This window comes from Vandammella animalimorsus, from assembly GCF_002285265.1.
Lineage (GTDB): Bacteria > Pseudomonadota > Gammaproteobacteria > Burkholderiales > Burkholderiaceae_C > Lampropedia.
In genome coordinates this window covers 84,555-102,134 of the sequence record NZ_NSJB01000001.1, presented here as the reverse complement: position 1 = coordinate 102,134, position 17,580 = coordinate 84,555, and the positions used below count along the sequence as shown (strand labels likewise).

Sequence of the window (17,580 nt, the reverse complement as noted above, 5' to 3'; positions counted from 1 at the left end):
GTGGGCATGCGTGGGCATCACTCAATGGCCTTGGTGATGTCTTCCACCACCTTCTTGGCGTCACCAAAAACCATCATGGTCTTGTCCATGTAGAACAGCTCGTTGTCCAGCCCGGCGTAGCCGGCGGCCATGGAGCGCTTGTTGACGATGACGGTCTTGGCCTTGTAGGCCTCCAGAATGGGCATGCCGTAGATCGGGCTGCCCTTTTGCAGCGCCACGGGGTTGACCACGTCGTTGGCGCCCAGCACGATGGCCACGTCCACCTGGCCGAACTCGCCGTTGATGTCTTCCATCTCGAAGACCTGGTCGTAGGGCACCTCGGCCTCGGCCAGCAGCACGTTCATGTGGCCGGGCATGCGGCCTGCCACGGGGTGGATGGCGTATTTCACGTCGATGCCTTTTTCCGTCAGCTTGGCCGCCAGCTCCTTGACGGCATGCTGCGCGCGCGCCACGGCCAGGCCGTAGCCGGGCACGATGACCACGCTGTCGGCATTGCCCAGCACGAAGGCCGCATCGTCGGCGCTGCCGCTCTTGACGCTGCGCTGCTCCTGCTCGCCGCCCGCAGCGGCGGCCGCATCGCCGCCAAAGCCGCCCAGGATGACGTTGAAGAACGAGCGGTTCATGGCCTTGCACATGATGTAGCTGAGGATGGCGCCAGAGCTGCCCACCAGCGAGCCGGCGATGATGAGCATGCTGTTGTTGAGCGAAAAGCCAATGCCCGCGGCCGCCCAGCCCGAGTAGCTGTTGAGCATGGACACCACCACGGGCATGTCCGCCCCGCCGATGGGGATGATGAGCAGCACGCCCAGCGCAAAGCCCAGCGCGATCACCATGGTCATGGAGAACCAGCCCTGGCCGCCCCAGAAGGTCAGCACGAAGATCAGCGCCAGCAGGCCCAGCGCCAGGTTCAGCCAGTGCTGGCCGGCAAACACCACGGGCTTGCCCTGGAACAGGCGGAACTTGTATTTGCCCGAGAGCTTGCCAAAAGCAATGACCGAGCCGGTGAAGGTGATGGCGCCGATGAAGGCGCCCAGCGCCAGCTCGATGCGGTTGCCGCCGGGGATGGGCAGCCCCTTGGCACTGATGCCGAAAGCCCAGGGCTCGGCCACGGCGGCCACGGCGATAAAGACGGCGGCCAGGCCGATCATGCTGTGCATGAAGGCCACCAGCTCGGGCATCTTGGTCATCTCCACGCGCTTGGCCATGATGGCGCCGGCCGTGCCGCCGGCCAGCAGGCCCAGGATGACCCAGCCCAGGCCGCCCGCGCCGCCGAGCTTGATGATCAGCCCGGCCGTGGTCAGCACGGCAATGAGCATGCCGGTCATGCCGAAGATGTTGCCGCGGATCGAAGTGGTCGGGTGCGACAGGCCCTTGAGCGCCTGGATGAAGCAGACGCTGGCCAGCAGATACAGCAGGGTGACCAGATTCATGCCGCGCCCCCTTTCTTGGCGTTGGCCTCGGCAGCGGGCTTGCGCTCCTTCTTCTTGAACATCTCCAGCATGCGGCGCGTGACCAAAAAGCCGCCAAAGACGTTCACCGCCGCCAGCGCCACGGCCAGCACGCCCATGAGCTTGGCAAAGCCGCCCTCGGTGAGCGCGGCGGCCAGCATGGCGCCGACGATGACGATGGCGGAAATGGCGTTGGTCACCGCCATCAGCGGCGTGTGCAGCGCGGGGGTGACGTTCCAGACCACGTGGTAGCCCACGTAAATGGCCAGCACGAAGATGATCAGATTGGTCACGATCGGGGATACGAAATCCATGCCTTCTCTCCTTGACTCGGTGGGTTCATGCAAAGCGGGGGCGGTGGGCCTCAGCGCCGCAGCAGCTGGCCATCGCGCGCCATCAGGCAGGCGGCGACGATGTCGTCCTCGGTGTCGATCTTCAGGCCCTCGTCCTTGGGCAGGATGAGCTTGAGGAAGTCCAGCACGTTGCGCGCATACAGCTGCGAGGCGTCAGCGGCCACCAGCGCCGGCAGATTGGTCTGGCCGATGATGGTCACGCCGTGGCGCACCACGGTGGCGTCGGCCTGCGTCAGCGGGCAGTTGCCGCCCACGCCGCCCTCGCCACGGCCGGCGGCGATGTCCACGATCACCGCGCCGGGCTTCATGGCGCGCACCATGTCCTCGGTCACCAGCGTGGGCGCGGCGCGGCCGGGGATCAGGGCCGTGGTGATGACCACGTCGGCCGCAGCCACGCGCTTGGCCACCTCGGCCTTCTGGCGCTCAAGCCAGCTCGCCGGCATGGGCCGGGCGTAGCCGCCCACGCCTTCGGCGGCCTCGCGCTCCTCGTCGGTTTCATAGGGCACGTCGATGAACTTGGCGCCCAGCGACTCGACCTGCTCCTTCACGCTGGGGCGCACGTCGCTGGCCTCGATCGTGGCGCCCAGGCGCTTGGCCGTGGCAATGGCCTGCAGCCCGGCCACGCCCACGCCCAGCACCACCACCTTGGCGGCCTTGACGGTGCCAGCGGCCGTCATCAGCATGGGGAAGAAGCGCGGATAGGCATCGGCGGCCATGATCACCGCCTTGTAGCCGGCGATGTTGGCCTGCGAGGACAGCACGTCCATGCTTTGCGCGCGCGTGGTGCGCGGCGCGGCCTCCAGCGCGAAGGCCGTCAGCCGCGCATCGGCCAGCGCCTGCAGGCCCTGCGCATCGAAGGGGTTGAGCATGCCCACCAGCACCGCGCCGGGTTGCAGCGCCGGCAGCTCCTGCGCCGAGGGCGCGCGCACCTTCAGCACCAGCTCGGCCCCCAAGGCCGCAGCGGCATCGACGATTTGCGCGCCTGCGGCGCGGTAGGCCTCGTCCGTGGCCGCCGCAGCCAGGCCGGCCTCCGATTGCACCAGCACCTCGTGGCCTTGCGCCACGAGCTTCTTGACCGTCTCGGGCGTGGCTGCCACCCGGGTCTCGCCCGCGGCCGTCTCCAGGGGTACACCAATGCGCATGCATGCCTCCTTCCAGGGTTGAATCACAGCATGCGCAAGTGTAGAGGGCTTTGAGGGCCGCGCCGCGCAGAACGCAGCGCGATCGGCGCAAGGCCTGTCGCGTGGGCAGCGCCGCTCAACTCTGGGGGATGAGCCAGGCGCGAGGGTTTTGAAGACAGTCTCTCAAGTCTGCGCGCGCAGCTGCTGCAGCCGCAGCCCGACCTCCCGGGCGTCGGGGGCCTGGGGGTTGTGCTCCAGGTAGGCCTGCAAATCGGCCATGGCCGGCTGGGCCTGGCCCAGCGCATCGTGGGCCCAGCCGCGGTCGCGCAGCTCGCCCCAGTCCTGCGGCAGCACCACCACCAGGCGCTGCTGCACGGCCAGCGCGCGCGGGGCATCGCCCTGGACGCGGAAGATCTCCTTGAGGTTGCGCAGCATGCGCGCAATCGTCTCGCGCGGCGTGGCGCTTTGCAGGAACAGGCCCAGCGGCAAGGTCTCGTCGCTGTAGAGCGCCAGCCTGGGCAGCTGGCCCTGCAGCTGCTGCGCCAAGTCCTCGCTGGAGAAAGACCGGCCCGTGAGCGGATCGAGAATCACCTGCCCCTGCGGCAGCAGCACCTTGAGCATGAAGTGCCCCGGAAAGGACACGCCATGCGCATCCAGCCCCAGGCCGCGCGCCAGCTCCAGCCACAGCACGCCGATCGAGATCGGGATGCCCCGGCGCGTCTGCAGCACCTGGTGCAGGTAGCTGTTCTCCGGGTCGTAGTAGTCGTTGCGATTGACGGCAAAGCCCAGCTCGCCATAGAAGAAGCGGTTCAGGCCCTGGATGCGCTCGAGCACCGAGCCGGCCGTGATGCCGCGCCCGGCCTGGCGCTGGCGCAGGCGCGCATGCAGGCGGTCCACCTCCGAGAGCACCTGCTGCAAATCCAGCTCCGGGTACTCATCGTGCGCCAGGCTGGCTGCGGCCTCCAGCAGCGGGAAATCCCGATCCGACTGCACCAGGCTGGCAAAGTACTCAAGCGGCGTGGGGGGAAGCAGGTTCAAGGGCGGCATGGCGTAGGCAGGCAAGACGAACCAGGGGCCAGTCAGTGTAGCAATAGCCCCTGGCCTGCTGCGCCAAACCCGAGCGCAGTATTGGGTGCGAGGTTCAATCCCACTGGCGCGGCCCGCGCAGCAGCGCGCGCCAGTCAAAGCGGCTGGCCAGCAGCACACCAAAGTACACGCCCACGGCCGCCAGCAGCATCCAGCCCAGTTGCAGAATGCGCCAGCCCGGCGCGGCGCGCAGCGCCAGCCAATCCTGCGACTGCGCCGCCCACAGCAGGAACAGCGCCAGCGCAATCAGGCCCGCCAGCACCTGGCCGCCAAAACGCCACCAACCCGGCGCGGGGCGGTAGGCGCCGCGGCGGCGCAGGCCCAGCAGCAGCCACAGGGCATTGCACAGCGCCCCGATGCCAATCGACAGCGCCAGCCCGGCGTGGGCCAGCTGCGGCACCAGCAGCGCGTTGAGGCATTGCGTCAACACCAGCACCACCACCGCCACCTTCACTGGCGTGCGCATGTCCTGGCTGGCGTAGTAGCCCGGCGCCAGCACTTTGACGGCCACCAGCCCCAGCAGGCCCGCGCCATAGCCCATCAGGGCCAGCGCAATCTGCCGCACATCGCCATCGCGCAGCGCGCCGTGGTGAAACAGGCTGGCCACCAGCGGCGTGGCAAAGCACAGCAGGCCCACGGCACAGGGCAGCGCCAGCGCCACCACCATGCGCAGCCCCCAATCGAGCATGGCCGAGTACTGCGCGCCATCGCCGGCGGCCTGGGCCGCAGCCAGGCGCGGCGTCAGCACCACGCCCAGCGCCACGCCCAGCAAGGCCGTGGGGAACTCCATCAGGCGATCGGCATAGAACAGCCAGGTCACGCTGCCGGCCTGCAGGTAGGAGGCAATCTGCGTGTTGATCATCAGCGAAATCTGCGCCACGCCCACGCCAAGCAGCGCCGGGCCCATCAGTGCCAGGATGCGGCGCACGCCGCTGTCGCGCCAGGCCTGGGCGATGCCCGCCGGGCTGAGTGCCAGGCGCGGCAGCAGGCCCATGCGCAACAAGGCCGGCACCTGGATGCCCAGCTGCAGCAGCCCGCCGGCCATGACGCCTGCGGCCATGGCATAGATCGGCTCGATGCCCGCGCGCGCGAACGCCGGCGCCAGCCCCAGCGCGGCGGCGATCATGCACAGATTGAGCAACACCGGCGTGGCCGCCGGCACCGCATAGCGCTTCCAGGTATTGAGAATGCCCGCCGAGAGCGCCACCAGCGACATGCAGGCGATGTAGGGGAACATCCAGCGCGTCATGCGCACGGCAGCGTCGAAGCTGCCGTCCTGCTGCAGGCCGCTGGCCAGCAGCCACACCAGCAGCGGCGCGGCCAGCACGCCCAGGGCGCTGAACAGCAGCAGCACCCACAGCAGCGCCGTGGCCACCCGGTCGATCAGCTGCTGCGTGGCCGCATCGCCCTGCTGCGCCCGCGTGGCCGCCAGCACCGGCACAAAGGCCTGGCTAAAGGCCCCTTCGGCAAACAGACGCCGGAACAGATTGGGAATGCGAAACGCCACATTGAAGGCATCGGTCAGGGCATTGGCGCCAAAGACGGCAGCCATCAACAGATCGCGCACCAGCCCGGTCACGCGCGAGGCCAGCGTCAGCAAGGACACCGTGGAAGCAGCTTTGAAAAGAGACACAAGAGCAGCGCCCCAGCACAGTGCGGCGCGAAAAAGATCAAAAAAATGCCGCCTGGCAAGCGGCAGCATGCGGGCGGCCATTGTAGGCAAGGCGGCAAGGCGCACGCCGTGCGCCGGCCGCACACCACGGCAGCGCCGGCCACAAAAAACAAGGGCGGCCAGGCCGCCCCACAGGCTACAGGCATCACCGCGCGGTTCGCACCAGGCGCACCGCACCGCGGAAGTTTTGGTAGTAGTAATCGGCAAAGCCGCCTTCATAGAAACCAACGATCCAGGCATCGGCAGAACTGCCGGCATGGGGCGTCCTCGTCCAATACCAGGTGCCGGGCGTATTCGGGAAGGCATCCGCGTCAATGGCCGGGTTTGCGCACTCCCGCCTCACCAGGCTCTGCAGCTCTTTCAGGTTGGGCAAGCGCCCATCTGGCTGCCCTTCGGCATGGGCCATGGCCTCGTCGTAGGTCATCCGGCTGAATGTGCCGACGCAGGAGGCGCCGCTCCAGCTCTGGCCCTCGCTGCAGCGCCTCCAGATCAGGCCGGTGGCCGTGTCCCTGACCTCGGCGCCGTTGCTCTCGGGCACAGGCTCAAAATGCCCTGGCTTGCCATTGCTGGGGCATGTCGCCAGCGCAGGTGCGGCGGCGGCGGCCAAGGCCAGCGCCGCCATGGCAGCGCGCCCGTGCTGGCGCTGTCGCGCCAGACGCTCGGCAACGGATGCAAAGGAGGTGGTGTGCTGCTCAGGCATGGGGCGGTCTCACTCTTTAGGTAGAGGGGCAGTGTCTGCAAGGGCCGGGCGGGCCACGGCGTTCAGCCAGCGCCAGGTGCGCTGGCTTGGGGCAATCGGCAAAGCGCCGAAAAAATGCACAAAAAAACCGGCGACGCGCCAGGCGTGGCCGGAATCGGGCAATGACAACGACGACGGGCGAGGAAGTTTTCGCCTGCAGGCAAGGAACTTTGCCCAAACACGCATCCAATGCTGCGTGCTGCGTGCTGCGTGCTGCGTGCTGCGTGCTGCGTGCTGCGTGCTGCGTGCTGCGTGCTGCGTGCTGCGTGCTGCGGCCAGTTCCCAAGTATTCATAGGGCAGCAATTGTAGTCAGATGCAAGCAGTTGCAACCGGCGCGGCAGCCTGTTTTTTGTGCAATTCGCATCAGGAAAACCCTGCCTGCCGCCCAGCCGCCTGGCCGTCTGGCCGTATGAGCGCGCGGCCACTGCCGGGCAAGGCGGCGCGCCCTGGCACCCCCAGCCCCAAAAGCTCACGCCTGCAGCGTGCTGGCTGAGCCCTGCGGCCCAGGCCCCAGCGCGCTCACGGCGCTGGCGTGCAGGCAAATGGCCGCGGCCGCGGCAACGTTGAGCGACTCCTGCCCGCCGGGCTGGGCGATGCGCAGCGGCTGGTGCGGCAGCTGCGCCAGGGCCTGGGCCACGCCCTGCCCTTCGTGGCCCAGCACCCAGGCGCAGGGCCAGGGCAGCCGGGCCTGGTGCAGGTACTGGCCGGCGTGCGAGCTGGTCAGCAGCAGCGGCAGCTGCAGCGCCTGCACCTGCTCCAGCGTGGCCTGCTCGAGCAGGTGCAGGCTGAAGTGCGCGCCCATGCCGGAGCGCAGCACCTTAGGCGAATGCAGCGCCACCGTGCCTTCCAACGCCAGCACCTGGCCAAAGCCGAAGGCCGCCGCGCAGCGCAGGATGGCGCCGACGTTGCCCGCGTCCTGCAGGCGATCGAGCACCACCGCCGCCAGGCCCGGCACGGGCCGGGTCTGCGCCTGCCAGGCCGCGACATAGGCCAGGCCGGCCGGGCTTTCCAGCCCGCTGACGTGGGCAAACAGGCCGTCTTCGAGCACAAAGACCCGCGCCTGGCCGCAGCTTGGCGCGCTGCCGCCCTGCGGCGGCAGCCATTGCGCCAGCTCGCCGCCCTCCCAGCGTGTGCGCGAGAGCACCAGCGCCTGCACCGGCAGGCGCGCCTGCTGCGCCATGGCGCACAGGTGCTCGCCTTCCAGCCAGAGCTGGCCGTGCTTGCGATAGGCATTGCTCTGCTGCGCCAGCCGACGCCAGAGCTTGACCTGCGCGTTCTCGCGCGAGGCGATGGGGGTCACCGATGGAGGGCTCACTTGTTCAGCTCGCACCGAGATGCTTCAACAGGCGCTTTGGGATGTGCAGGCAAGGGCTGCGCTTTTCACAAAGCAAAGCGCAGCCCAAAACAAAAGGGCTTGTAGATCAACTCTACAAGCCCTGGAATTTGGTGGCGCATCAGGGACTCGAACCCCGGACCTGCGGATTATGATTCCGTCGCTCTAACCAACTGAGCTAATGCGCCATCAGCAAAGAAGCGAGATTATAGACACAGTTTTTGCCCCTGGCGGGCAAGCTGCGGGATTTTCTTGCCGGCGCGGCCTGCAGCGGCCTTCAGGGGCCTGTTGCCCGGGGTTTTCCCACTTGAATGCGCCCTGCCGCGCTCTCTATGATCGCGCCCGATGGGCCCGCTGCCGCACACTTGACGACAAGCCTTGGCAAGGCCTTTGCCCAGCATGTTCAACATACCCACCGACAAGGAGACTTCATCCATGAGCAAGCACGACGCCCAGCCCAAGGCTGCCCCCGGCCAAGGCCCGGCCGATTACTGGGCGCAGCTGCAGCAGCTGCAGCAGGCCGCGTTCGGCCAGTGGATGCAATGGACCCAGCAGGCCATGCAGGCGCCGCTGGCCGCCGCAGCCAGCGGCGCCCGGCCAGCCAAAACCAGCAAGGCGGCCAAGGCGACCCAAGCCACGCCCGATGCACAGGAGCGCCCAGAGGGCCCGCCCCAGGCAGCGCCCTTCACGCCCGAGGCCATGATGGGCATGCTGGGCAACCCCATGGGCTTTCTGGCCCCGTTCATGCCGGCCCAGCCAGGCGGCCAGGCCGCTGCAGCCGCGCCGCTGACCGGGCTGTTCATCGCCCCTCAGAAACTGCAGACGCTGCAGCAGGAGTACCTGGCGCAGATCTCGCAGCTGGCCCAAAGCGAGACCAAGGATCTGGGCGAGGTGCTGCGCTCGGACAGGCGCTTTTCCAGCCAGGCCTGGCTGGAAAATGGCCCGGCGGCCATGACGGCCGCGCTCTACCAGATCAATTCCAGCGCGCTGCAAAAGCTGGTGGAGATCACCGAGACCGACCCCAAGACGCGCGCGCGCCTGCAGTTCGCCGTCGATCAATGGCTGGCCGCGGCCGCGCCAACCAACTTCATGGCGCTGAACCCGGACGCACAGGTCAAGGCCCTGAGCAGCAAGGGCGAGAGCATCTCCAAGGGCCTGATGAACATGTGGGAGGACATCCAGCGCGGCCACATCTCGATGACCGACGAGGCCCAGTTCGAAGTGGGCCGCAACATCGCCATCACCCCCGGCTCGGTGGTGTTCCAGAACGAGTTCTTCCAGCTCATCGAATACACGCCCACCACCGCCAAGGTGCACGAGCGCCCTTTTCTGCTGGTGCCGCCGTGCATCAACAAGTACTACATCCTGGATTTGCAGCCGGGCAACTCCTTCATCGAGTACGCCGTTGCCCAGGGGCACCGCTGCTTCGTCGTCAGCTGGCGCAACCCCGACCAGAGCATGGACACCAAGACCTGGGACGACTACATCGAGCACGCGGCCATGCGCGCCATCCAGGCGGTGCAGGACATCACCGGCGCCGAGACCATCAACGCGCTGGGCTTTTGCGTCGGCGGCACCATCCTGACCACGGCGCTGGCCGTGCTGGCCGCGCGCGGCCAGCACCCGGTGCACAGCGCCACGCTGCTGACCACGCTGGTGGACTTCAGCGAAACGGGCATCCTGGACATCTTCATCGACGAGAACGTCGTGCAGTTCCGTGAAATGCAAATGGGCCAGCGCGGCCTGATGCGCGGCCAGGATCTGGCCACCACCTTCAGCTTTCTGCGCCCCAACGAGCTGGTGTGGAACTACGTGGTGGGCAACTACCTCAAGGGCGAGACCCCGCCGCCCTTTGACCTGCTGTACTGGAACAGCGACGGCACCAACCTGCCCGGCCCGTTCTACGCCTGGTACCTGCGCAACACCTATCTGGAAAACCGCCTGGTGCAGCCCGGCCAGGCCACGGTCTGCGGCGAGGCCATCGACCTGAGCAAGATCAAGGCCTCGATGTACATCTACGGCTCGCGCGAGGACCACATCGTGCCCATCCGCGGCGCCTACGCCAGCACCCAGGTCTTCACCGGGCCCAAGCGCTTCGTCATGGGCGCCTCGGGCCACATCGCCGGGGTCATCAACCCGCCGGCGCGCGGCAAGCGCAACTACTGGAAGAGCGAGAGCGGCCAATACCCCAAGGACTGGAGCCAGTGGCTGGAGACGGCCGAGCAACAGCCCGGCAGCTGGTGGCCGGACTGGGCGCAATGGCTGGCCGAGCACGCCGGCAAGCAAATCCCGGCGCCGAAGAAGCCGGGCAAGGGCAGCGCCTACAAGGTGTTGGAGCCCGCCCCCGGCAGCTACGTCAAGCAGCGCGCCTGAGGGGTTTGAAAGCCTGCCGCCACTGTGCTGAGCTCGCAGCAACGCCTGCCCTTGACCGGGCAGGCGTTTTTTTGTGGCTCCAAGCAGCTTTTCTGACGACGGCGCGCGTCGCCCGGCCTGGCCTGGCATAGAGCGGTTTCGATTCTGATGAAGACATTTCCTGCAAGCGCCGCCTTCTCTCGTCACACCCGCGAAGGCGGGTGTCCAGTTGCGACGCTGACAGGGGCGACGCTGACGGGGCGGCGCTGCCGTTGGCCAATCCCCTCCTCTCGTGCGCAAGGGCGGCGCTGGATGCCCGCCTTCGCGGGCATGACGAGAGCCGCCTGCGAGATTGAGATGCCCGTCAGCGCCCAGGTCTTGGATTTGTCAACGCTCGCGCAGAACACGCTCTAGCCTGGCCTTACCCCGTTACTTGCCGGGCCGGGGCGGCAGGCCGGTGTGCTGGGTCAGCAGCCGCCCGGGCCGGGGCGCACTGCCGCGCTGCGCCTGGGGCTTGCGCTGGGGGGCGCGGCCGGCAGCGGCCTTCTGCTTGGGGCCGCCGGGCCTGGCGCTGCCCGCGCCGGCATCGGCGCGGCGCTGCTGCAGCTTTTGCCTGGGGGTGGAGTTGCTGCGCCGCGCGCTTTGGTAGCTGCCGTCGGTCAGCGGCTGCCAGGTGGGGATAAGGTGCTGCTTGCCGTTGCCGATCAGGTCGGCGCGGCCCATGTCCTTGAGGGCCTGGCGCAGCAGCGGCCAGTTGTTCGGGTCGTGCCAGCGCAAAAAGGCCTTGTGCAGGCGGCGGCGCTTCTCGCCGCGCACGATGTCCACCTGCTCCTGGCTCTTGTCCTGCATCCAGCGGCGCACGCGCTTGAGCGGGTTGCGCCCGGAGTGGTACATGGCCGTGGCGGTGGCCATGGGGCTGGGGTAGAAGGTCTGCACCTGGTCGGCGCGAAAGCCGTTTTTCTTCAGCCACAGCGCCAGGTTCATCATGTCCTCGTCGCTGGTGCCCGGGTGCGCGGCGATGAAGTAGGGGATGAGGTACTGCTTCTTGCCGGCCTCGGCGCTGTAGCGCTCGAACATCTGCTTGAAGCGGTCGTAGGTGCCGATGCCGGGCTTCATCATCTTCGACAGCGGGCCGGCCTCGGTGTGCTCGGGCGCGATCTTCAGGTAGCCGCCCACGTGGTGCTGCACCAGCTCCTTGACGTATTCGGGCGATTGCACGGCCAGGTCGTAGCGCAGGCCCGAGCCGATGAGGATTTTCTTGATGCCCTTGAGACCGCGCGCGCGGCGGTAGATGCGGATCAGCGGCCCGTGGTCGGTGTGCAGATTGGGGCAGATGCCGGGGTAAACGCAGCTGGGCTTGCGGCAGGCGGCCTCGATCTCGGGCGAGCGGCAGCCCAGGCGGTACATGTTGGCCGTGGGCCCGCCCAGGTCGGAGATGATGCCGGTAAAGCCCTGGACCTTGTCGCGGATCTGCTCGATCTCGCCAATGATGGAGTCCTCCGAGCGGCTTTGGATGATGCGGCCCTCGTGCTCGGTGATGGAGCAAAACGTGCAGCCGCCAAAGCAGCCGCGCATGATGTTCACCGAGGTGCGGATCATCTCCCAGGCCGGGATCTTGGTCGCGCCATCGTGGCTGCCTTGTTCATCGGCATAGCGCGGATGCGGGCTGCGCGCGTAGGGCAGGCCGAAGACGTGGTCCATCTCGGCCGTGGTCAGCGGGATGGGCGGCGGGTTGAGCCACACGTCGCGCGCGGCCGCGCCCTCGCCGTGGCGCTGCACCAGCGCGCGGGCGTTGCCGGGGTTGGTCTCCAGGTGCAGCACGCGGTTGGCGTGGGCGTAGAGCACCGGGTCGGCCTTGACCTGCTCGTAGCTGGGCAGGCGGATCACGGTGCGCTCACGCAGCGGCAGGGCGCGGGAGTTCTTGCGCGCGGCCAGCGCCGGGTTGGGCATGAATTGCACGGGCCGCACATCGGCCCGATCGCCGCCGGCCTGGCCGGCGCTGCCCTGCCCCTCGCCGGGCTGGCCTGGCTGGGCATCGTTGAGGGCATCGCTTGGGGCATATTGGCCGCTCTGGCACGCCTGGCCGGCCTGGGCCGCCTGCTCGCCCACGGTCAGGTAGGGGTTGATGCGCGGCTCCACCGGGCCGGGGCTGTCCACATCGGTGGAGTCCAGCTCCCACCAGTGCTGGCCTTCGTCCTGCGCGCGGCGCACGAAGGCCGTGCCGCGCACGTCGGTGATCTGCACCACCGGCTCGCGCCGCGCCAGGCGGTGCGCCACTTCCACCAGCGCGCGCTCGGCGTTGCCGTACAGCAGCAGGTCGCACTTGCTGTCCACCACGATGGAGCGGCGCACCTTGTCGCTCCAGTAGTCGTAGTGGGCGATGCGGCGCAGGCTGCCCTCGATGCCGCCCAGGATGATGGGCACGTCCTTGTACGCCTCGCGGCAGCGCTGGCTGTAGACGATGGCGGCGCGGTCGGGCCGCTTGCCGCCCACGTTGCCGGGGGTGTAGGCGTCGTCGCTGCGGATTTTGCGATCGGCCGTGTAGCGGTTGATCATCGAATCCATGTTGCCCGCCGTCACGCCCCAGAACAGGTTGGGCCGGCCCAGCGCCTTGAAGGGCTCGGCGCTGTGCCAGTCGGGCTGGGCGATGATGCCCACGCGAAAGCCCTGCGCCTCCAGCACGCGGCCGATCACGGCCATGCCGAAGCTGGGGTGGTCCACGTAGGCATCGCCCGTCACCAGGATGATGTCGCAGCTGTCCCAGCCCAGCTGCTCCATCTCGGCGCGGCTCATGGGCAAAAAAGGCGCGGTGCCAAAGCGCTTGGCCCAATAGGGCTTGTAGGCGCTCAATGGCTTGGCATGGCGCGGGAAAAAGGAAACATCGATGGGGGCATTCATGGGGCGTTGCCCAGCGGCTGGCTGAAAGCGGCTGAAGGCGGCTGAAAGCGTTGGTCTGGATGGCCTGCGCGCAGGCGTCAGGAAAGGCCATGATGGTAGCGCGGCGCAGCCCAATGGGTGCAAGGCTGGGGTTGTCAGCCCTGCTTATCCGGGGTTGTGTCAGGCCGAGTCGCTGCTGTCGGCCTTGCTTGCGCCAGCGCCCAGGCCGCGTGCTCGCGCACCAGGGCGTCGCCGGCCGGATCCTGCGCCATGCGCTGCAGGTGCTGGCACAGCAGCCGCGCCAGGGCCTGGGGCAGTTGCGCCGCGCGCAGCGCATTGCCGCTGACCACGGCCAGGTTGCGCTGCCAGCGCGCGTAGCCAATGCGGCGGATGGGGCTGCCCTCGGTGTGCTGCAGGAACTCGGCCTCGCTCCAGCCCAGCAGATGCAGCAGATCGCCCTGCTGCAGCGCCGGGCGCGCGGCAAAGTCGGCCAGCACGCTGGGCTGGGCGAACTTGTTCCACGGGCAGGCCAGCTGGCAGTCGTCGCAGCCGTACAGGCGGTTGCCCATGGCCGGGCGCAGCGGCTCGGGGATGGGGCCGGGGTGCTCAATCGTCAGGTAGGAGATGCAGCGCCGCGCATCGACCTGGCCCGGGGCGACGATGGCCTGGGTCGGGCAGATGTCCATGCAGGCGCGGCAGGCGCCGCAGTGCGCGCTGGTCGCCGGCGTGGGCGGCAGGGCCAGATCCAGGAAGATCTCGCCCAGGAAGAACATCGAGCCGGCCTGGCGCGAGAGCAGCAGCGTGTGCTTGCCGCGCCAGCCCAGGCCGCTGCGCCTGGCCAGCTCGGCCTCCAGCACCGGCGCCGAATCGGTGAACACCCGGTGCCCCAGCGGCCCCACGGCCTGGGCGATGCGCTCTGCCAGCTTTTGCAGGCGCTGGCGCAGCACCTTGTGGTAATCGCGGCCGCGCGCATACAGCGACACCACGGCCTGCCCCGGCTGCTGCAGGCGCGCCAGCTCCAGCGCCTGCCAGCCCGGCGGCGTGCCAGGCGGCAAGTAGTCCATGCGGGCAGTGACGATGCTCAGCGTGCCGGGCACCAACTCCGCCGGCCGCGCGCGCTTGAGGCCGTGGCGCTCCATATAGTGCATCTCGCCATGAAAGCCCTGCGCCAGCCAGGCCAGCAGCCCGGGCTCGGCATCCGAGAGGTCGATGCCGGCCACACCGATCTGCGAGAATCCAAGCTGCCGCGCCCACTGGCGGATCTGCTGCACAAGTTCATGCTCTGCTGCCATGCGGAAAATTGTAGGCAATGCCTGGGGGCGCCCCGCCCGGTCATTGCCCGCCCGATCGCATCTGTCAGCCCGCTTTCCATGTCCGCCAACCACCCAGCCACCGCCGCCCTGCCCGCCGCCGAGCACCCGCCCACCGCCGCCGCGCTGGCCCAGGCCAGCATCGCCCTGGCCGACGAGGCCGCCACCGAGCGCCTGGCGCAGGCCCTGGCCGCGCAGGGCCAGGCGCTGGCGCAGGCCAGCATCCACCTCTACGGCGCGCTGGGCGCGGGCAAGACCAGCTGGGTGCGCCACCTGCTGCGCGCGCTGGGCGTGCGCGGCCGCATCAAAAGCCCGACTTACGCGCTGCTGGAGAGCTACGCCCTAGACCAGCCCCCAGGCCAGGTGCACCACTTTGACCTCTACCGCCTTGAAACCCCGCAGGAATGGCTGGACTCGGGGCTGCTGGAGACCGTGCAGGGCCCCGGGCTGAAGCTGATCGAGTGGCCGCAAAAGGCCGGCGCCGGCCTGCCCCAGCCCGATTTGGCGCTGCATCTGCAATTCGTGCCGCAGCAGCCGCAGCAGCGCCAGCTGGCGCTGCTGGCCTACAGCCCAGCCGGCCAGGCATTGGCGAAAAATATGCTTCAATGCGCGCTATGAGCCCACCGACCCCGCCTGCGCCCACCGCCGCCCGCGCCGAAGCCGCCGCCACGCTCCCCCCCGCACCCAATCACGCCCTGCCCCTGGCTGCCAGCCCGGCCCCCATGCCGGCAGCGCCGCAGGCGCAACCAGCCCCGGCCCCGCAGCCGCGGCGCTGGGACCGCCGCAGCCTGCTGCGCGCCGGCGCCCTGCTGTGCACGCTGGGCGTGGAACACATGGCCTTTGCCCAGATCAGCCAGCGGCACTACCCGCAAACGGCCGCCAAGGGCAACAAGAAAGGCATCGTTGCGCTGCGCATCTGGCCCGCGCCCGAGTATTCGCGCGTGACCATCGAGTCGGATCAGAAGCTCGAGGCCCAGCACGATCTGGTCGCCAACCCGCCGCGCCTGTACGTGGACATCAAGAACCTGCGCCTGGGGCCAGAGCTGCGCAACATGGAAACGCGCGTGAAGTCCGACGACCCGAACATCGCCGCCATCCGCATTGCCCAGCACTCGCCCACCGTGGTGCGCATGGTCATCGACCTCAAACAGCGCGTGCGCCCGGAGGTGTTCACCCTCAAGCCCATTGCGCCCTACCGGCACCGGCTGGTCTTCGATCTGTACCCGCTGCAGCGGGTCGACCCCATGGCCCAGCTCATCGACGAGCGCCTGCGCACCCTGGCGCAGGCGCCCAGCGTCGAAGCCCCGCCAACGCCTGTGACAACGCCTGCGCCAACGCCAATCCCTACTCCGGCCCCAAAGCCAGCGCCCGGGCCAGATGCGCTGGACGAGTGGTTTGGCCAGCATGGCACGCGCCCGCCCGCGCCAGCCCCCAGGCCCGCCCCGGCCCCCACGCCTGCGCCGCGCCCGGCGCCGCCGCCAGCGCCCCGGCCCAGCCCAGCGCCTGCGCCACGCCCGCCCGCGCCGCCGCCCGTCTCCAGCCCGCCGGCCACGCGCCAGCAGACCGACCGCATCTACATCGTGGCGCTGGACCCCGGCCACGGCGGCGAAGACCCGGGCGCCATCGGCCCGGCGCGCAGCTATGAAAAACACGTCGTGCTGGCCATTGCCCTGCAGGTGCGCGAGCGCATCAACCGGCTGCGCGTCAACGGCGTGCCGCTGCAGGCCTACATGACGCGCGACCGGGACTTCTTCGTGCCGCTGGCCTCGCGCGTCGAGCGCGCGCGGCGCGTGCAGGCCGACCTGTTCGTCAGCATCCACGCCGACGCCGCACTCAACCGGCGCGCGCGCGGCTCCAGCGTCTACGCCCTCAGCCAGCGCGGCGCCACCAGCACCGCAGCGCGCATGCTGGCCGCGCACGAAAACAAGGCCGACGCCGTGGGCGGGCTGAACATCCACTCGCGCGACCGCCACGTGCAAAGCATGCTGGCCGACATGAGCACCTCGGCGCAGATCCGCGACAGCCTGGTGCTCGGGCGCTACATGGCCGCCCAGCTGGCCCAGTTCGCCCACATGCACAAGCGCAGCGTCGAGCAGGCCAACTTCGCCGTGCTGCGCTCGCCCGACACGCCCAGCGTGCTGATCGAGACCGGCTTCATCAGCAACCCGGACGAGGAGCGCCTGCTCAACTCCCCCCAGCACCAGGGGCGCATCGCCGACGCCATTGCCGCCGGCGTCGTGACCTACCTGCGCAACCACCCACCACTGGCGCGCGTGCGCCGGCTGTAGCGGCGGCTGCGGCGGCTGCAGGGCCGGCGCGGCCCGCAGCCCCCCTTCATTAGCCCAGATACATTTTGTATCGATTAATTTGCTGCACCGCAGCAAAAACACTTGAACTCCCGGTGCGGCAGCCGCATAATCGCGGCCATGCTGCATTGCACAATGAGCCCGCGCCCCACAGTGGCCCAACGCTCACGTGCCCACGCCCGAGGCCACCCACAAGCATTCCAACGCCCGGCGTCCGTGCCAGCACCCATCCTCATCAACCCCTCGTCAACATCCATATCGGGAGAGAAAAATGGCACTGACCCCTGAGCAAATCTTGGCTGCCCACAAGGCCAACATCGAGCAGCTGTTCGGCCTGACCAACAAGGCCTTCGAAAGCGTGGAAAAGCTCATCGAGCTGAACGTCAAGGTCTCGCGCGAAGCCCTGAACGATGCGGCCAAGCACAGCCAGGCCGTGCTGTCCATCAAGGACGCCCAGGAACTGGCCGCTCTGCAGTCGAGCATCTTCCAGCCCCTGGCAGAGAAAGTCTCCAACTACAGCCGCCAGCTGTACGAAATCGCTTCGGAAAGCGGCCAGGAAATCAACCGCCTGGTGGAAGAGCGCACTGCCGAAGCCCAGCAGGCCGTGAACAACCTGGTCGAAAGCGCCGCCAAGAACGCCCCGGTCGGCACGGAAGCCTCTGTGGCCGTGGTGCGCAGCGCCATCTCGGCAGCCAACAACGCCTTCGAATCGGTGCAGAAAACCGTCAAGCAGGCCTCCGACGTGGCCCAGGCCAACTTCAACGCCGTGACCGAAAGCGCCACCAACGCCGCCAAGTCGGCCGCTGCTGCGCGCCGCCGCTCGTAATCCATCCGGTGCGCGCGCCCTGGCCCCAGGCCGGGCGCCCACCTGCAAGTTGTCTCCTTGGATCCTTTCGAAACCATTTTCATGGATCCCTTCAGCCCGGCCCCGCGCCGGGCTTTTTTTTGCCCGGGCGCCCTGCAGCGCCCCCTGCGAGCGCCC

Annotated in this window: 14 protein-coding genes and 1 tRNA gene; 4 read left to right on the top strand and 11 right to left on the bottom strand. The window is 68.6% G+C overall.

Going from position 1 to position 17,580, the window contains the following annotated elements:
* Positions 1-17: 17 nt before the first annotated feature.
* From CK625_RS00440 to CK625_RS00400, 9 genes are all read right to left on the bottom strand, one after another.
* A complete protein-coding gene (locus tag CK625_RS00440) occupies positions 18-1,430 on the bottom strand; it encodes an NAD(P)(+) transhydrogenase (Re/Si-specific) subunit beta (RefSeq protein ID WP_095538324.1) in 1,413 nt (470 codons plus the stop codon).
* The gene (locus tag CK625_RS00435; protein ID WP_095538323.1) at positions 1,427-1,762 is read right to left on the bottom strand and encodes an NAD(P) transhydrogenase subunit alpha; all 336 of its coding nucleotides are present in this window, start codon (positions 1,760-1,762) and stop codon (positions 1,427-1,429) included. Before CK625_RS00435 ends, CK625_RS00440 begins: the two co-directional genes overlap by 4 nt.
* Before the next feature lie 50 nt (positions 1,763-1,812).
* Positions 1,813-2,943 (bottom strand): Re/Si-specific NAD(P)(+) transhydrogenase subunit alpha, encoded by a 1,131-nt coding sequence (locus CK625_RS00430; protein WP_095538322.1) that lies wholly within the window; start codon positions 2,941-2,943, stop codon positions 1,813-1,815.
* Between the two features lie 162 nt (positions 2,944-3,105).
* Entirely contained in the window at positions 3,106-3,969 is an 864-nt protein-coding gene (locus tag CK625_RS00425; RefSeq protein WP_095538982.1) for a SirB1 family protein, read from the bottom strand.
* 94 nt (positions 3,970-4,063) lie between these two features.
* On the bottom strand, positions 4,064-5,641 hold the full coding sequence (gene murJ, locus CK625_RS00420) for a murein biosynthesis integral membrane protein MurJ (RefSeq protein WP_095538981.1): 1,578 nt from the start codon (positions 5,639-5,641) through the stop codon (positions 4,064-4,066).
* Between the two features lie 184 nt (positions 5,642-5,825).
* Positions 5,826-6,380, bottom strand: a complete 555-nt coding sequence (locus tag CK625_RS00415; protein WP_095538321.1) for a DUF1566 domain-containing protein — start codon at positions 6,378-6,380, stop codon at positions 5,826-5,828.
* Positions 6,381-6,389: 9 nt separating this feature from the next.
* Entirely contained in the window at positions 6,390-6,713 is a 324-nt protein-coding gene (locus CK625_RS13825; protein WP_172425038.1) for a hypothetical protein, read from the bottom strand.
* A gap of 176 nt (positions 6,714-6,889) precedes the next feature.
* Entirely contained in the window at positions 6,890-7,720 is an 831-nt protein-coding gene (locus tag CK625_RS00405; RefSeq protein ID WP_238945429.1) for a TrmH family RNA methyltransferase, read from the bottom strand.
* Between the two features lie 144 nt (positions 7,721-7,864).
* Positions 7,865-7,941, bottom strand: a tRNA-Met gene (locus CK625_RS00400).
* Positions 7,942-8,188: 247 nt separating this feature from the next.
* Between CK625_RS00400 and CK625_RS00395 the strand changes: the two genes are divergently transcribed.
* On the top strand, positions 8,189-10,126 hold the full coding sequence (locus CK625_RS00395) for a PHA/PHB synthase family protein (RefSeq protein WP_429001282.1): 1,938 nt from the start codon (positions 8,189-8,191) through the stop codon (positions 10,124-10,126).
* Between the two features lie 408 nt (positions 10,127-10,534).
* Here the strand turns inward: CK625_RS00395 and CK625_RS00390 are convergent, their stop codons facing one another.
* Together CK625_RS00390 and queG are read right to left on the bottom strand one after the other, a co-directional pair.
* Positions 10,535-13,003, bottom strand: a complete 2,469-nt coding sequence (locus CK625_RS00390; protein ID WP_095538318.1) for a YgiQ family radical SAM protein — start codon at positions 13,001-13,003, stop codon at positions 10,535-10,537.
* Between the two features lie 134 nt (positions 13,004-13,137).
* Entirely contained in the window at positions 13,138-14,274 is a 1,137-nt protein-coding gene (queG, locus tag CK625_RS00385; RefSeq protein WP_172425037.1) for a tRNA epoxyqueuosine(34) reductase QueG, read from the bottom strand.
* Between the two features lie 78 nt (positions 14,275-14,352).
* Here queG and tsaE point away from each other — a divergent pair, with 78 nt between their 5' ends.
* The 3 genes from tsaE (at position 14,353) to CK625_RS00370 (ending at position 17,424) form a co-directional block, all read left to right on the top strand.
* The gene (tsaE, locus tag CK625_RS00380) at positions 14,353-14,910 is read left to right on the top strand and encodes a tRNA (adenosine(37)-N6)-threonylcarbamoyltransferase complex ATPase subunit type 1 TsaE (RefSeq protein WP_095538317.1); all 558 of its coding nucleotides are present in this window, start codon (positions 14,353-14,355) and stop codon (positions 14,908-14,910) included.
* Between the two features lie 104 nt (positions 14,911-15,014).
* On the top strand, positions 15,015-16,580 hold the full coding sequence (locus CK625_RS00375; RefSeq protein ID WP_095538978.1) for an N-acetylmuramoyl-L-alanine amidase: 1,566 nt from the start codon (positions 15,015-15,017) through the stop codon (positions 16,578-16,580).
* 289 nt (positions 16,581-16,869) lie between these two features.
* Complete coding sequence (locus tag CK625_RS00370; RefSeq protein ID WP_095538316.1) at positions 16,870-17,424, top strand: phasin family protein; 555 nt, start codon at positions 16,870-16,872, stop codon at positions 17,422-17,424.
* Positions 17,425-17,580 lie beyond the last annotated feature (156 nt).

Coding starts and splice junctions, on each gene's coding strand:
- CK625_RS00395 (WP_429001282.1), top strand. CDS start 8,189: ATGAGCAAGCACGACGCCCAGCCCAAGGCTGCCCCCGGCCAAGGCCCG.
- tsaE (WP_095538317.1), top strand. CDS start 14,353: ATGTCCGCCAACCACCCAGCCACCGCCGCCCTGCCCGCCGCCGAGCAC.
- CK625_RS00435 (WP_095538323.1), bottom strand. CDS start 1,762: ATGGATTTCGTATCCCCGATCGTGACCAATCTGATCATCTTCGTGCTG.
- CK625_RS00430 (WP_095538322.1), bottom strand. CDS start 2,943: ATGCGCATTGGTGTACCCCTGGAGACGGCCGCGGGCGAGACCCGGGTG.
- CK625_RS00440 (WP_095538324.1), bottom strand. CDS start 1,430: ATGAATCTGGTCACCCTGCTGTATCTGCTGGCCAGCGTCTGCTTCATC.
- CK625_RS00415 (WP_095538321.1), bottom strand. CDS start 6,380: ATGCCTGAGCAGCACACCACCTCCTTTGCATCCGTTGCCGAGCGTCTG.
- CK625_RS00390 (WP_095538318.1), bottom strand. CDS start 13,003: ATGAATGCCCCCATCGATGTTTCCTTTTTCCCGCGCCATGCCAAGCCA.
- queG (WP_172425037.1), bottom strand. CDS start 14,274: ATGGCAGCAGAGCATGAACTTGTGCAGCAGATCCGCCAGTGGGCGCGG.
- CK625_RS00375 (WP_095538978.1), top strand. CDS start 15,015: ATGCCGGCAGCGCCGCAGGCGCAACCAGCCCCGGCCCCGCAGCCGCGG.
- CK625_RS13825 (WP_172425038.1), bottom strand. CDS start 6,713: ATGAATACTTGGGAACTGGCCGCAGCACGCAGCACGCAGCACGCAGCA.
- CK625_RS00370 (WP_095538316.1), top strand. CDS start 16,870: ATGGCACTGACCCCTGAGCAAATCTTGGCTGCCCACAAGGCCAACATC.
- CK625_RS00425 (WP_095538982.1), bottom strand. CDS start 3,969: ATGCCGCCCTTGAACCTGCTTCCCCCCACGCCGCTTGAGTACTTTGCC.